Source organism: Klugiella xanthotipulae (assembly GCF_006716695.1).
GTDB classification, from domain to species: Bacteria; Actinomycetota; Actinomycetes; order Actinomycetales; family Microbacteriaceae; genus Klugiella; species Klugiella xanthotipulae.
In genome coordinates this window covers 412,478-425,614 of the sequence record NZ_VFPN01000003.1, presented here as the reverse complement: position 1 = coordinate 425,614, position 13,137 = coordinate 412,478, and the positions used below count along the sequence as shown (strand labels likewise).

Genomic DNA, 13,137 nt, shown 5'->3' with positions numbered 1-13,137 from the left:
ACCAATCACGATCCAAGCCCTCATCGGCCGTTACCGAACCGTATGCGGGATGTCCGGGACGGCGCTGCCGGTCGCGGAGCAGCTCGCCGACCGGTACGGGGTGCGCACCGGTGAGATCCGCCCGCACCGCCCGGTCGCCCGGGAGGACCTCCCTGATCGGGTGCACCCCGACGGTGCATCACGGTTGCAGGCTGCGATCGAGTACATCACGGCGGAACATGTGTCGGGGCGTCCAGTCTTGGTCGGTACCGCCAGCGTGGCCCAGTCTGAGCATCTCGCGGATGAACTGGCACAGGCCGGGATCGCCTCGGTGGTGCTGAACGCGAAGAACGACGCTGACGAGGCTACAATCATTGCCCGCGCCGGAGAATACGGTCGGGTCACGATCTCCACCCAAATGGCCGGACGTGGAACCGATATCCGGCTGGGCGGAGCCAGCGGGAACGACTCCGAACGCATCATTGCTCTCGGCGGACTCTGCGTCGTGGGGATCGGCCGCTATGATAGCCGCCGCCTCGATGACCAGCTTCGCGGCCGCGCCGGCCGGCAGGGTGACCCGGGTACCAGCGTGTTATTCACGAGCTTGGAAGATGACCTCATGTGCCGCCACCTGCCCGGATTCGCGCAGTCCCTACGAAAGGCTTACGGGGCGCCGTTCAACCCCGACACGGCCGTCGAGCTTGTTGACCATGCCCAGCGCCTCGCGGAAGGGATCCAGCAACGATCCCACCAAAATACCCTCGCGTTCGCCGAGGTTCCCACTAACCAGCGTGCCGCTGTACTCCGGCTCCGCGCCGAAATCTTCACCGGCGGCCCGTTCGCCGATCTTCTGAACGACGGGCACGCACTGCTATCGATGCGTTGGGGGCCCAAATTAACCCCGCATCGATCTCGACTGCGGTCCGAGCCATCAGCTTGCACCAACTTGACCAGCGTTGGATAGAACATCTCGACATGCTTACCGCAGCTCGGGAGGGCATTCATTTGCGCTCTCTGGCCCGCAATACCCCGCTCAGCGAGTACAACAGGATCGCCTACCAAGCTTTCGATGGCTTCACCCGTGATGTCGTCGCCGCCATCGCGGCGACTCTCTCTCACGCTGCCAGAATGGGAACCCTCGATCCGGAAACCCTCGGCCTGAGCCGACCGTCAACCACCTGGACCTACATGGTCGCCGAGGACCCGTTCGGCTCTCCAGAACAACGTTTCGGCAACCTCATCCTCAACGCCCTCCGCCCTACCAAACCGAAAGGCACGCGAACGCCCTGACTCCGTTGATGCTGTTGGGGCTGGCCGCCCCCGGTTGCGGTCTGCACGGCAACCGCTGGATACGGTATGGGGCATACCCCAGCTAAGCCTCAACCGCAGGCAGGCCCGAACATCGAGTGGGGTTCTATGTGCTCTTTACTCTTTAGGCTGGCCAATGGCGACGCTATCCTGTCTGTTCGCGCCCTCACGCGTGATTTAGAATCCACAATATGACGGATCTCCTAGACCAGCGGCTCCATAACCAGCTTCTCACCCGCCCCACATCTAACGTTGAAGCAACGGTACGGCATATTGGTGCCATCCAGGCACAAGATCTTCCCGCCGCCCTGTGGGCGATCGGCGTGCGGACAGCGGACAGCACGGTTAGTTCGGTAAAAAAGGCTTTCAACGACGGTAAAGTCGTTCGTTCGTGGCCAATGCGCGGCACTCTACACGTCGTTATTGGCACCGATCTACATTGGATGCTCAGCCTCACAGCGGATCGGCTTATCGCAGGTGCAGCCCGCCGTCGCGAAGCGCTTCAACTGGATGACAGAATCATTGAACATGCGCGGTCTCTGGCTCAGGAACTGCTCCGCGATAACAAGACCGCCACACGGGCCGAATTCCTCAGCTATCTCGAAGACCACGGAATCGCTGTTTCAGGCCAGCGGGGATACCATTTGATCTGGAACCTAGCCCAGACCGGAACGTTCTGCTGGGGCCCATTTAACGACGCTGGTGACCAACTGTTAGTCCTCCTAGACGAGTGGGTGCCTCAGCCGACACGTTATGAAATCGACGAAGCCCTGGCAGAGTTTTTCATCCGTTATCTCAACGGGCACGCACCTGCTACCCTCGCCGACTTCGTTAGCTGGTCAAAGCTCACTCTCACCCAGGCGCGTCGAGCCGCTGCTATTTGTGCAGATCGGGTCATTCTGACGCGCATCGATGAAATCGAGTATTACCGCAGAGCCGAAGTTGAGTTGCCTGCTGGGGCCTCCCTCGCAACCAGCTATGCTCTCCCCGGATTCGACGAATATTATCTCGGTTATGCTGACCGTTCCGCGATTGCGACGCCAACCGTAGTCCAGGGGCTTGTGCCGGGTAATAACGGAATATTCCGTCCGATGATTCTCCAGAACGGTCGTGTTGTGGGCACATGGAAGCGAGCGGTCACACGGGCAGGGATCTCGATAACGGTCACACCGCTGGACACTCCCCTCCCCTCATTCGACTCCCTCGCCTTGTTGGGTGAAACTATCGCTAGGTTCTGGAAAATACCCTTTCACCACATAGTCGTCGAATAAACCGTGGGTCCCTCACCGAGGAACTCCGCTCTACGACACCACACCGGCCTCATCCCGGGTGGCTCCAATCCAGGCGGCGAGTTTGCGCTCTGCTGCCCCGCTGTCCACGGTATCCGCAGCGATAACAAGCTTGCTCGTAAGTCGCTCCAACATGGGAGTTTCGCTACTCGCCGGATCCAACGAAAGGTCGTAGGCTACAAGTCCAGCGGCAGCGTTGAGCAGGACTATATCACGGACCGGTCCAGCATCCCCCGCGAAAACTTTTCGGGCCACCTGAGCATTGTATGCGGCATCCTGACCGATAAGGTCTTCAATGTTTGCGCGAGCAATACCCAGATCCCGAGGGTCAAGGTCATGTTCTGTTACGCCCCCGCGGGTGACCTCCCAGATGTGCGAGTGACCGACCGTCGATAACTCGTCAAGGCCTTCATCACCGCGAAAAACGAGTGCGTTAGCACCTCGTGTTTGAAAGACCCCCACAATCAGGGGTACACGGTCACTCTGAGCCACCCCCACGGCAGAAGCCTCTGGCCGTACAGGATTGCACAGCGGTCCCAAGAAATTGAAGACCGTTGGTACACCGATTTCTTTACGCACCTTGCCTGCATACTGGAACCCGGGATGAAAGTGTCCTGCGTAGATGAAGGCAATCCCCGTCCTGTCAAAGACGCGAGCCAGCTGTTCTGGAGTGAGCTCTAGGCTCACTCCAAGGGACGCTAGAACATCGGATGAACCAGACTGCGAGCTAGCAGCGCGGTTCCCGTGCTTAACTACAGGAATTCCTGCCGCCGCTGCAACGATTGAGGACATGGTAGACACGTTGACAGTGCCAAACCGATCTCCACCCGTTCCGACGATGTCAAGCGATTGCGGCGTGATCGCCACAGATCGCGCGTGCTCCAGGATGGCGTCACGGAAACCGACCACCTCATTAACAGTCTCGCCCTTGATGCGCAGTGCGATCAGAAAAGCCGAGAGGGCCGCCTCGGATGCCTGACCCGTCATGATCTGCGTCATCGCCCAATCTGCTTCGCTGACGCTCATGTCGTCTCCGTCGATGAGCGTAGTAATTATTTGCGGCCAAGAGGGTGAGAAACTCATACAGAGATCCTAGGGTAGAAAACCCAACACCCGCGTATTCGCGTGAAAAAACCGCGTAAATACGATCCAGAATCTGGCCAGCCTAGCCTTACCTAACTCTGACACGCCCAGCCCCTTTACCTCAAGTGGCAAAAACCTTCCTGAGAATCAGCCATAATGGGTTGTGTGACAGCGACCTCAATCATTCCTAAGGCGACTACGCCCACGTTGAACCGACCCAACACTGTTGCCGTCGGAACCATTGTGTGGCTCGGCAGTGAAGTTATGTTCTTTGCGGGCCTCTTCGCAATTTACTTCACTCTCCGCTCAATGGCCCCCGAACTGTGGGACTTCGAGACGAGTAAGCACAACTTCACGTTTGCGCTTATTAACACCCTCATTCTGGTGTCGTCCTCGTTAACCTGCCAGTTCGGTGTTTTTGCCGCCGAGCGACTTCAAAACCGTTCCACAGGCTGGAAGCCCAACCAATGGGGAATGGTTGAGTGGTTCTTCCTCACCTATGCGCTCGGAGCAATCTTCGTCTCCGGTCAGGTCTGGGAGTACGCCACCCTCGTATCCGAGGGGGTAACACTATCCTCGAACGCGTACGGTTCCGCTTTTTACCTGACGACCGGGTTCCACGGTCTTCACGTAACAGCTGGACTCGTCGCTTTCCTTCTGGTTATCGGACGAGCCTTCGCCGTGAAAACGTTTGGCCACAAAGAAGCAACAAGCGCAATCGTTGTCTCTTACTACTGGCACTTCGTTGACGTGGTCTGGATTGGCTTGTTCTTCGTCATTTACGTACTCAAATAAGTAGCAGGAGCGACGTCACAGCATGATTCGTAGCACCAAGAAAAAAACAAAAAAGACCGGCCGTCGTCACCCGATGGCAACGGTTGCGCTCGTCGCAATCGGCCTGATCGTCACAGGTGCCGCTTACGCAGGGTTCAGTAATTCCTCTGCAATCGCGGAGGTTGATTTGCAAGCACAGAGCACGATTGATGAGGGGCAGAAACTCTTCGCCTCCAACTGTGCAACCTGTCACGGCATACAGGCAGATGGGACGGATGAAGGGCCTTCGCTCATTGGAGTAGGAGCCGCCTCAACCCACTTCCAGGTGGGGACCGGACGGATGCCGCTGGCATTTCAGGGGCCACAGGGAATGGTCAAGCCCAAGCAGTTCACAGAAGAACAAACTCTCCAGCTAGCCGCCTACGTCGCATCGCTCGCGCCGGGGCCGGGTATCCCCGAAGCGCAATACTTGGATGGCGATGGTGACGTTGCTAATGGCGGAGAACTGTTCCGTGTTAACTGTGCAATGTGCCACAACGTTGCTGGTGCAGGGGGTGCCCTTACCGAGGGAAAATGGGCACCAAAGCTCTCTGGTGTCGCATCGGTTCACATCTATGAAGCAATGGCTACTGGGCCCCAGAATATGCCCGTGTTCAACAATGCAAACATCTCTTCAGACGAGAAGCGCGACATCATCAGCTACCTGAAGTACCTGGAAAATTCCACTTCTGTTGGCGGATTCAAACTAGGATCCCTCGGCCCTGTCGCTGAAGGTCTCTTCATCTGGATCATCGGTCTGGGCGCTGTTGTCGCTCTTACCGTGTGGGTCACCGCAAAATCTAACTAATCAGGCTGACTGAGCAGCGCAACTATACAGATATCAAGGTTCAAGGAGAAACATGGCACAGGACGCGAAGAACGGCAGCAGCGACGCCGTTGTCGCCGCACCCTCTGCTGGAGATGTCAACACCGGCCTCTCCGCAGGAACAGCCGTGATACCGGCCGACTCGTTTGCCAATCCGGGGCATCCCCCGCACCGGGCACGGGTCACCGACACGGATCCCAAGAAGGAAAAGCGCGCAGTGCGCACCGTCTATACGCTGTTCTACATCTCGATCGTTGGAAGCATCGGGGCAATCGCTGCCTATGTAGCTTTCCCGATTGAGTCGGGTGATGATGTAGCAATTCGTCTCAGCACGCTATTCATTGGTGTGGGCATGGCACTGTCTCTATTCGGAATTGGCCTCGCAGCCATTCACTGGGGCAAGGCACTCATGTCTGATAAAGAGGGCGTTGACGAGCGTCACCCCGTTCGTGGCGACGACGAAACACGCCTTGCAGCGCAAGAAATCTTCAAGCAAGCCAATGAGGAATCTGGCTTCGGGCGACGCGCTCTCGTTCGTAACACCCTTATTGGAGCACTTATTGCGTTCCCCCTCCCCGGTGTTGTCCTCCTTCGGGGGCTCGCCCCACAAGACCAGGACCCCGTAGCTCTCCTCAAGCACACGATGTGGGACAAGGGGGTTAGGTTGACCCGCGATCCCTCCGGAACGCCGATAAAAGCGTCTGACGTGACCCTGGGATCAGTCTTTCACGTTATCCCCGAGGGTCTCAACGACATGGAGCACAAGTTGGACGAGAAGGCCAAAGCCATCGTTCTTCTGATGCGCCTAAAGCCTGAGGATCTTATCGAGGATGCCGATCGCAAGGATTGGTCGTACAACGGCATTGTGGCTTACTCAAAAGTTTGTACACACGTTGGCTGCCCTGTTGCTCTATATGAACAGCAGACCCATCATCTCCTGTGCCCTTGTCACCAGTCACAGTTCGATGTTACTAAGCATTGTGAGGTAATCTTTGGACCGGCCAAACGCCCCCTCCCCCAGCTTCCTATCACCGTGGACAGCGAAGGGTACCTTGTCGCGCAGAGTGACTTTACTGAGCCCGTCGGGCCGAGCTTCTGGGAGCGTGTGTCTTGAGTAACGCAACTGCAACACCAACTGTTACAGAATCTGAGCACGGAGTTCGATTCACGAGAGCTGCAGCGAACTACCTTGATGACCGTACAAAGATCTCGGTCGCTGTCAAAGAGTTTGGTCGCAAAATCTTCCCCGACCACTGGTCTTTTCTGCTTGGAGAAGTCGCTCTTTATAGTTTCGTTGTCATTCTTCTCTCGGGAACATTTCTGACGCTTTTCTTTCAAGCCTCGATGACTGAAGTGGAGTACAGCGGTTCGTTCGTACCGCTGAAGGGCATCGAAATGTCCGCAGCCATGGCCTCAACACTGGATATTTCATTCGACATCCGTGGTGGCCTGCTCATGCGACAGGTTCACCACTGGGCTGCACTTTTGTTTGTTGCCTCCATTGGTTTGCATATGCTTCGGATTTTCTTCACCGGCGCATTCCGTAAGCCTCGAGAGCTCAACTGGGTCATCGGATTCGTCCTGTTTGTCCTTGCTATGGCAGAAGGATTTACGGGCTACTCGCTCCCCGACGACCTACTTTCGGGTAACGGCCTACGAATTATTGATGGAATCATCAAGGGCATTCCGATCGTCGGTACCTGGATCTCTTTCCTCTTGTTTGGTGGAGAGTTCCCCGGCAATGACATCGTTGGGCGACTTTACTCAATGCACATCATGCTACTGCCTGCGCTTGTCATCGTTTTTATTGCTCTCCACCTGGTATTTGTTGTGGTGCACAAGCACACGCAATTCCCTGGAGCGGGTCGTACAAACAATAATGTTGTGGGCTTCCCTGTCCTCCCGGTGTATGCGGCAAAAGCTGGCGGTTTCTTCTTCGTAGTCTTTGGTGTAATCGTTCTGATCGCTTCCCTGTTCTCAATTAACCCGGTTTGGAACTATGGGCCCTATGACCCCTCCCCCGTTTCTGCAGGTACTCAACCTGACTGGTACATCGGTTTTGCTGATGGCGCTCTTCGGTTAGTCCCCCCGGGTTGGGAAACAGAATGGTTCGGATTCACCTGGTCTTGGAATATTCTTGTTCCTATCGGTGTAATCCTAATCTTCCTTGTAATGGTTGTTCTCTATCCGTTCATCGAAGGCTGGGTCACCGGTGATAAACGTGAACACCACATTCTTGATCGTCCTCGCAACGCGCCGACCCGCACTGCAATCGGCGCAGCGGGAGTGACCTTCTATGCGGCTATGTGGGCAGGTGCGAGTTCTGACATCGTCGCGACTCACTTCCAGATGTCCATGGAGGGCGTGATTCATTCTCTGCAATTTGCTCTGATCGTTGGACCGTTTATTGCATATGCGCTTACCAAGCGCATATGCCTGGGCCTGCAGAAGAAAGACAAGTCGATCGCATTGCATGGCTATGAGTCTGGCCGTATAGTACGGCTCCCAGGCGGTGAATATGTCGAGGTCCATAAGCAGGTCACTGATTATGAACGATGGGTTCTTGTGAACTATAACGAGTACAAACCGCTGATGGTTCGCCCGAACGATGAAGGCAAGATCACCGGAGGTCAACGCTTCCGTGGAGTTCTTTCACGGTGGTTCTTTGAGGATCGAGTCAGCCCCGCTACTCAATCTGAGTTGGACTCCGAGTCGCACCACTGAGTGTAAGTAGTTTAGACAGTTGGGGGTGTACAAGCCGAGGGCTGTACACCCCCAACTTTTGTATTTACGTCTGAGGCGTGAGGCTGACCCCGAAGTCCGGACGGGTGGTTGGTCAGGCTGCCAGCATGAGCTGGCAGCGTTCGTACTCTAGCGGGTTGATGTAACCGATTACGGAGTGGCGTCGGCGATGGTGGCGAAAACGTACCGGTGGTAGTACTCGTGTTTTGAACACAGACCAGAACGATTCCCCCAGCACACCCCGGTTCTTCCCATCGAGCGCAGCGCCCCGAGCTCGGCCGCGGCGTCGGCAAGCTGGCGCTGGTGTATTGGGTACCGCGGTCCGTGTGGAACACGACTTTCCTTGGCAGGTGTCCGCGGAGCGCGACGCTCTGCCGCAGCGCACCCTCGACCAGATCGGTATGCAAGCTGTCACCAACAGTGCACCCGAGAACCCGGCGAGTGTGACCATCGCGCACGACGCGCAGATAGGCCCCTCCTCCACCGGTACGCAGATAGGTGATATCGGAGAACCATGCGAGGTCCCGCTCGCCCTGGTCAAACTGCCGCTCGACAAGAAACGAGTCCCCGCCGTGAACGGTGCTCGCCGGACGCCACGTGCGAGGAATGATCCCCGTGATCCCGCCGATCTGCATGAGTTTCGCGACTATCTTGCGTGAGATCGTCACACCGGCTTCTTGCAGATCGGCGCGGATCTGCGGTGCCCCGTAAGTGCCATCAGATACGACATGGAACCCTTGGATCTAACCCTCAACTCAGCCGCACGCTGCGCCCAGGGCGATGGGCCTGCGGCCTGCCGGGCACGCCATTCATAGAACCGGCACCGATCCACTCCCAGTAACTGACACATACGAGTGAGCGTCATCACTGTCTTGTTCGCCTTCTCCGCCTCGATCACCGCGAACCCCTCCTCGGGTTCTGCTTCAACGCGAAGAAGGCCGCAGCTTTCCCAGGAACTCGTTGTACATTCGCAGCTCCTGAACCTCGCGACGCAACCGATCCAACTCGGCCCGCTCACCCAGCCCGAGCGGCGCGTCTCCAGGATCGGTGCACGCACGCTTTGCATGCACACACCGGCCCATCAGCTGCCCGCCGACCCGGATCTCTCAGGAGACAGCCACGACGGCGCCGCCTCATGACGATACTCAGCGTATACGTCTTCCTCTGCTTCGTGCCCGTCACGGACATCCTCCCCGACAGGATCGCAATCACGCGGATCCCGCCTGGCCAGTGTCCAGGCTTCAGGAGGAACCTCACCGATGATACGCCGCACTTGGGCTGTGTATTCTCTAGCCCCCGGTAAAAGCAGTCCAGAGCTCTGCTGGGTGAGTTAGTCGCCACACCAAACCTGGCTCGGTGACATCTCCCGCTGTTACAAGGTTCGTCGATTCTTGTGTCACGGGATCGGGCCTCAGCTGTACTTTGCCCACTACGTCTCCCTTCGGCGGGACTGCGGTATACGAGGTGAGCGAGGCTTCAGCGCTGACCGTGGCACCGTTCCAGAGCAGAGCCCCGAGGGAATCGGCGGCAGTTATGGTGATTTTGTCGCCCCAGGCCGTTGTGAGGTGGCCAAACTCATCCCCCTCCGATACCAGCGTTGGCTGGGAAAATGCACGTTCAACGCTGTGTGCCAGGTCAACAGCTGAACTATTGCGTAGGTAGTGACTATCGGCCCCCAAGATCACACCGACGGATGTCGTTGTCACGCCGTTAAACGTAAGGTCGCGTGCAAACATTACACAGTAGCCGGCCGCACTCGTGGTGCCGGTTTTAATGCCTCGAAAGCCGTCCGATCCGAGCAAGACGTTGGTGTTGGCCAGCTCTCCCCCGATGGGAATAGTTGCGGTGGACATGCTCACAGTCGCGGAGAGGAATGGGTTTTCCAGCGAGAGCTTCCCCAACCGCACCAGGTCGTTGGCTGAGGCCACATTGAGCGGTGACATTCCGTGGGGGTCAGCCATGGAAATGCTGTTGAGTTCCTGTTCAGCGAGCCACGTGGATGCGGCAGCCAGAAACTGGTCAAGTGAACCAAACGCCCAGCGTGCGAGGGTTTCAGCGTAGTTATTGGCCGAATTCAACATCATCCCCGTCATCAGTTCACGCTGGGTGAGGGACTGCCCAACCGCTACAGGAAGAACAACGCCGCCTCGGGCCGTCAGCGAGTTATAGGAGGCCATGTCTGCCGATGTAAATGTGATGGTGGGTCCCATCTCTCCCACGGCTAGAGGGTACTGCTTGAGCACAACCAGGGCCGTAACCACCTTCGACAGGCTTGCCATGGGTCGGGCCGTATCCGCACCCTCAGCGCTAACAACCAGGTCGTTCCCGATGAGGCTTACCGCGCCCGTGGAATCAGGGGAATCCGTGGTGGGCCAAACGGGTACCAGTGTGGGTGCGGTCGCTGTGAGAGCGGTTGTGTTCGCCGTGAGGGTGAGGAGCGGAGCGGGAAGCGGTGCCGCTGCTGCTGCACCAACGTAGCTACCAGCCAGTACCGTGAGCGTTGCTATCGTGACGATAGGCGCTACCCAGCGTCGCTTCCGACGCGTGTGGCTCTGTCCAGAGGAGGGCTGATCGCCTGGTTCTGGCTGGGCCGCATCGCGCACCAGTTCGTCAAATGTGTAGTCAGTCATCTCGCCCGACCCATCGCGAGACGTCATCAGCTTGCGGATCCAAGCGTGCGCTGAAGAAGAGAAACCCGTACGGTGTCGGCTTTAGTGGAGAGCTCCCCCACAGAGGTGAAGCCTAACCTGTGGTGGAAAGCGAGCGAACCGGGGTTGGGTGGGTCTAGGTTGACTTCGCAGAACACGCTCGGAGCGTTGCGTTCGGTCGCCCATGCAAAGATTCGTCCGTATAGCTGTGCTCCGAGCCCCTTGTTTTGGGCTTCGGTAGCCAGGACAATTCGGTCTAGGTAGATAAAGCGATCCGCGTACTCTGAGAACCAGCGATAGTTTTCGCTCTCGTAGTTGAGTCCTTCTGCAAGGGCGAGGGCAAAGCCGACGACTCGCCCGCTCTCTTCTTCCCACACGGCCAACGGCCGCTCAGAAAGGTTTACCAGGTGTGCAATCTCGCCCTCTGAGCTGAGGGGTACCGCAGGATAGGCGGCGTTGTTAATCGCGGTAATAGCGGGCACCATCTCAGCGGTCAGGGTGGTAATCGTCATAGTCACCCGACCAGAGTAGTAGAGGTTTGCTGAGCTTTTCGCCCTAGTGTGAGGCCCCCAGGCGCTTGCGGAGAACGCCGATCCGAGACTGCAACTGCGTTACGCTGGCCTGGGCCACCGCAGGCCCGCCACACACCCGCCGCAGTTCGGCATGGATGAGCCCGTGGGCCTCGCCGGACACCTTGGAATACATCCCTACCAAGCTGTTGAGTAGCTTTCGCTGCTCGCTGAGAGTCCGGTACAGCGGTTCGGGCGTTTCTGCAACTTCACTGGGGTGTTCCATCTTGCCGTGCTTCAGCGAGGAACGCTTGGCTTGGCGCGATTGGCGTTGGATGAGTAGGTCACGTACCTGGTCGGGCTCTAGAATTCCAGGCAGCCCAATGAAGTCGAGTTCCTCCTCAGTCTCAATGTCCGCGTAGCCGCCAAATTCGCCGCCGTCAAAGACGGCACGATCGAAGTGAGCCTCGGATTCGAGTGCCTGAAAGGAGAACTCGCGGGTGAGCTCGTCGGAGGCTCTTTCCTCCTGGTTGGCTGCTATCATGGCGTCCTCCTCATTCCACCCCTCCCCCTCTGAGGTCTGCCGGTCGAGGGCGTGGTCTCTCTCCCGTTCCATCTCCGCTGCCAGAGCCATGAGTCCGGGCACGTTGGGAATAAAGACGGATGCCGTCTCACCGCGGCGGCGTGAACGAACGAACCGACCGATCGCCTGGGCAAAGAACAGCGGGGTTGCTGCTGAGGTCGCGTACACGCCAACGGCCAACCGGGGCACATCGACACCCTCAGACACCATGCGCACAGCGACCATCCAGCGCGAGGTGTCGTCGGCGAAGTCATCAATGCGTTTACTCGCCTGGGTGTCGTCGGAAAGAATCAGTGCGACCGGCTCCCCCGTGAGTTGCCGCAGAATCAGGGCGTACGCTTTGGCAGTACTGTGATCGGTGGCGATGACGAGGCCACCGGCATCCGGAATGCTATTCCGTACCTCGCTCAGGCGTTTGTTCGCCGCCCGGAGGACGGCCGCGATCCAGTCACCGCTGGGGTCGAGAGCCGTGCGCCAGGCTTGAGAGGTGATGTCTTTGGTATTGCCCTCACCGAGCCGCGCCTCCATCTGGTCACCGGTGGTCGTTTGCCAGCGCATCAGGCCCGCGTAGACCATGAAAATCACGGGCCGAACGATGCCGTCGTTCAGGGCGCGGCCGTATCCGTAGTTGTAGTCGGTCTGGGACACTCGGATGCCGTGCTGGTCCGGCACGTACTCTACAAATGGAATTGGGGCGGTGTCCGAGCGAAACGGCGTTCCGGTGAGCGAGAGTCGGCGGGTAGCCCGCTCAAACGCTTCCCGGATGCCCTCCCCCCAGCTGAGCGTGTCGCCACCGTGGTGTACCTCGTCCAGGATAACCAGCGTGTTTTTCTCGGCTACGAGTTGACGGTGGAGCCCCGGGCGCATGACCACCTGAGCGTAAGTGAGGGCGGCCCCATCGTACTGGCGCGGGATCGTCATGTCGCTGTTGCGAAAATACGGGTTGAGTCTAATCCCGGCCCGGGAAGCGGCATCTGCCCATTGCTTTTTCAGATGCTCTGTAGGCGCTACCACAATGATGCGGTCAACGGTTCCCCGGCCACGGAGTTCAGCAGCTAGTCGGAGCGCAAACGTAGTCTTGCCCGCACCCGGTGTCGCTGCGGCGAGGAAATCGCGTGGTTCTGTACGAAAGTATGTTGCCAGGGCCTCTTCTTGCCAGGCTCGAAGGCGGCCAGCAGTTCCCCAGGGTGCGCGCGCAGGAAAGGCCGGAGAGAGATGTTCCGCCGCGCTGGTGCCGGGAACGTGCTCGCCTCCGGGATCAGGGTATTCAGGACTAGTCACGACCGTCAAGGATACCCGGCCTCACCGCATCCACGGCACACCTCGGTTACTATTGCACTGCGAAGACGAAAGGTTC

At 58.1% G+C, this 13,137-nt stretch carries 12 protein-coding genes; 7 read left to right on the top strand and 5 right to left on the bottom strand.

Features of this window, described 5'->3' with window-relative positions; all coding sequences use genetic code 11:
* Nucleotides 1-49: 49 nt before the first annotated feature.
* From FB466_RS13910 to FB466_RS11385, 3 genes are all read left to right on the top strand, one after another.
* A complete protein-coding gene (locus FB466_RS13910) occupies nucleotides 50-943 on the top strand; it encodes a preprotein translocase subunit SecA (protein ID WP_141918512.1) in 894 nt (297 codons plus the stop codon).
* Nucleotides 862-1,269, top strand: coding sequence for a hypothetical protein (locus FB466_RS11390; protein WP_170206111.1), 408 nt, complete (start codon nucleotides 862-864; stop codon nucleotides 1,267-1,269). The genes FB466_RS13910 and FB466_RS11390 overlap by 82 nt, the downstream gene beginning before the upstream one ends.
* Nucleotides 1,270-1,478: 209 nt before the next feature.
* On the top strand, nucleotides 1,479-2,558 hold the full coding sequence (locus FB466_RS11385; RefSeq protein ID WP_141918510.1) for a winged helix DNA-binding domain-containing protein: 1,080 nt from the start codon (nucleotides 1,479-1,481) through the stop codon (nucleotides 2,556-2,558).
* 30 nt (nucleotides 2,559-2,588) lie between these two features.
* Here FB466_RS11385 and trpD read toward each other — a convergent pair whose 3' ends face one another.
* On the bottom strand, nucleotides 2,589-3,659 hold the full coding sequence (trpD, locus tag FB466_RS11380; protein WP_141918509.1) for an anthranilate phosphoribosyltransferase: 1,071 nt from the start codon (nucleotides 3,657-3,659) through the stop codon (nucleotides 2,589-2,591).
* Between the two features lie 156 nt (nucleotides 3,660-3,815).
* On the opposite strand from trpD, the gene ctaE reads away from it, so the two are divergent.
* The 4 genes from ctaE to qcrB are packed head-to-tail and all read left to right on the top strand — an operon-like array spanning nucleotide 3,816 to nucleotide 8,022.
* Nucleotides 3,816-4,454 carry an aa3-type cytochrome oxidase subunit III gene (gene ctaE, locus FB466_RS11375; protein ID WP_141918508.1) on the top strand — a complete coding sequence of 213 codons (639 nt, stop codon included), beginning with the start codon at nucleotides 3,816-3,818 and terminating at the stop codon, nucleotides 4,452-4,454.
* Between the two features lie 22 nt (nucleotides 4,455-4,476).
* On the top strand, nucleotides 4,477-5,280 hold the full coding sequence (qcrC, locus tag FB466_RS11370; RefSeq protein WP_246054642.1) for a cytochrome bc1 complex diheme cytochrome c subunit: 804 nt from the start codon (nucleotides 4,477-4,479) through the stop codon (nucleotides 5,278-5,280).
* 52 nt (nucleotides 5,281-5,332) lie between these two features.
* Nucleotides 5,333-6,412 (top strand): cytochrome bc1 complex Rieske iron-sulfur subunit, encoded by a 1,080-nt coding sequence (gene qcrA, locus FB466_RS11365; protein ID WP_141918507.1) that lies wholly within the window; start codon nucleotides 5,333-5,335, stop codon nucleotides 6,410-6,412.
* A complete protein-coding gene (gene qcrB / locus FB466_RS11360; protein WP_141918506.1) occupies nucleotides 6,409-8,022 on the top strand; it encodes a cytochrome bc1 complex cytochrome b subunit in 1,614 nt (537 codons plus the stop codon). Before qcrA ends, qcrB begins: the two co-directional genes overlap by 4 nt.
* 11 nt (nucleotides 8,023-8,033) lie before the next feature.
* Here qcrB and FB466_RS14005 read toward each other — a convergent pair whose 3' ends face one another.
* The 4 genes from FB466_RS14005 to FB466_RS11340 all read right to left on the bottom strand — a co-directional run bounded on the left by FB466_RS14005 (nucleotide 8,034) and on the right by FB466_RS11340 (nucleotide 13,061).
* Nucleotides 8,034-8,783, bottom strand: a complete 750-nt coding sequence (locus tag FB466_RS14005; RefSeq protein ID WP_425460913.1) for a DDE-type integrase/transposase/recombinase — start codon at nucleotides 8,781-8,783, stop codon at nucleotides 8,034-8,036.
* Between the two features lie 546 nt (nucleotides 8,784-9,329).
* Complete coding sequence (locus tag FB466_RS11350) at nucleotides 9,330-10,670, bottom strand: D-alanyl-D-alanine carboxypeptidase family protein (protein WP_170206110.1); 1,341 nt, start codon at nucleotides 10,668-10,670, stop codon at nucleotides 9,330-9,332.
* Nucleotides 10,671-10,696: 26 nt separating this feature from the next.
* Nucleotides 10,697-11,200, bottom strand: a complete 504-nt coding sequence (locus FB466_RS11345) for a GNAT family N-acetyltransferase (protein ID WP_246054662.1) — start codon at nucleotides 11,198-11,200, stop codon at nucleotides 10,697-10,699.
* A gap of 43 nt (nucleotides 11,201-11,243) precedes the next feature.
* Nucleotides 11,244-13,061, bottom strand: a complete 1,818-nt coding sequence (locus FB466_RS11340) for a DEAD/DEAH box helicase (protein ID WP_141918502.1) — start codon at nucleotides 13,059-13,061, stop codon at nucleotides 11,244-11,246.
* Between the last annotated feature and the right edge of the window lie 76 nt (nucleotides 13,062-13,137).

Excerpts from the sequence above, each read along its gene's own strand:
- FB466_RS13910 (WP_141918512.1), top strand. The coding sequence starts at position 50 with ATGTCCGGGACGGCGCTGCCGGTCGCGGAGCAGCTCGCCGACCGGTAC.
- FB466_RS11385 (WP_141918510.1), top strand. The coding sequence starts at position 1,479 with ATGACGGATCTCCTAGACCAGCGGCTCCATAACCAGCTTCTCACCCGC.
- trpD (WP_141918509.1), bottom strand. The coding sequence starts at position 3,659 with ATGAGTTTCTCACCCTCTTGGCCGCAAATAATTACTACGCTCATCGAC.
- ctaE (WP_141918508.1), top strand. The coding sequence starts at position 3,816 with ATGGGTTGTGTGACAGCGACCTCAATCATTCCTAAGGCGACTACGCCC.
- qcrC (WP_246054642.1), top strand. The coding sequence starts at position 4,477 with ATGATTCGTAGCACCAAGAAAAAAACAAAAAAGACCGGCCGTCGTCAC.
- qcrA (WP_141918507.1), top strand. The coding sequence starts at position 5,333 with ATGGCACAGGACGCGAAGAACGGCAGCAGCGACGCCGTTGTCGCCGCA.
- FB466_RS11350 (WP_170206110.1), bottom strand. The coding sequence starts at position 10,670 with ATGACTGACTACACATTTGACGAACTGGTGCGCGATGCGGCCCAGCCA.
- FB466_RS11345 (WP_246054662.1), bottom strand. The coding sequence starts at position 11,200 with ATGACGATTACCACCCTGACCGCTGAGATGGTGCCCGCTATTACCGCG.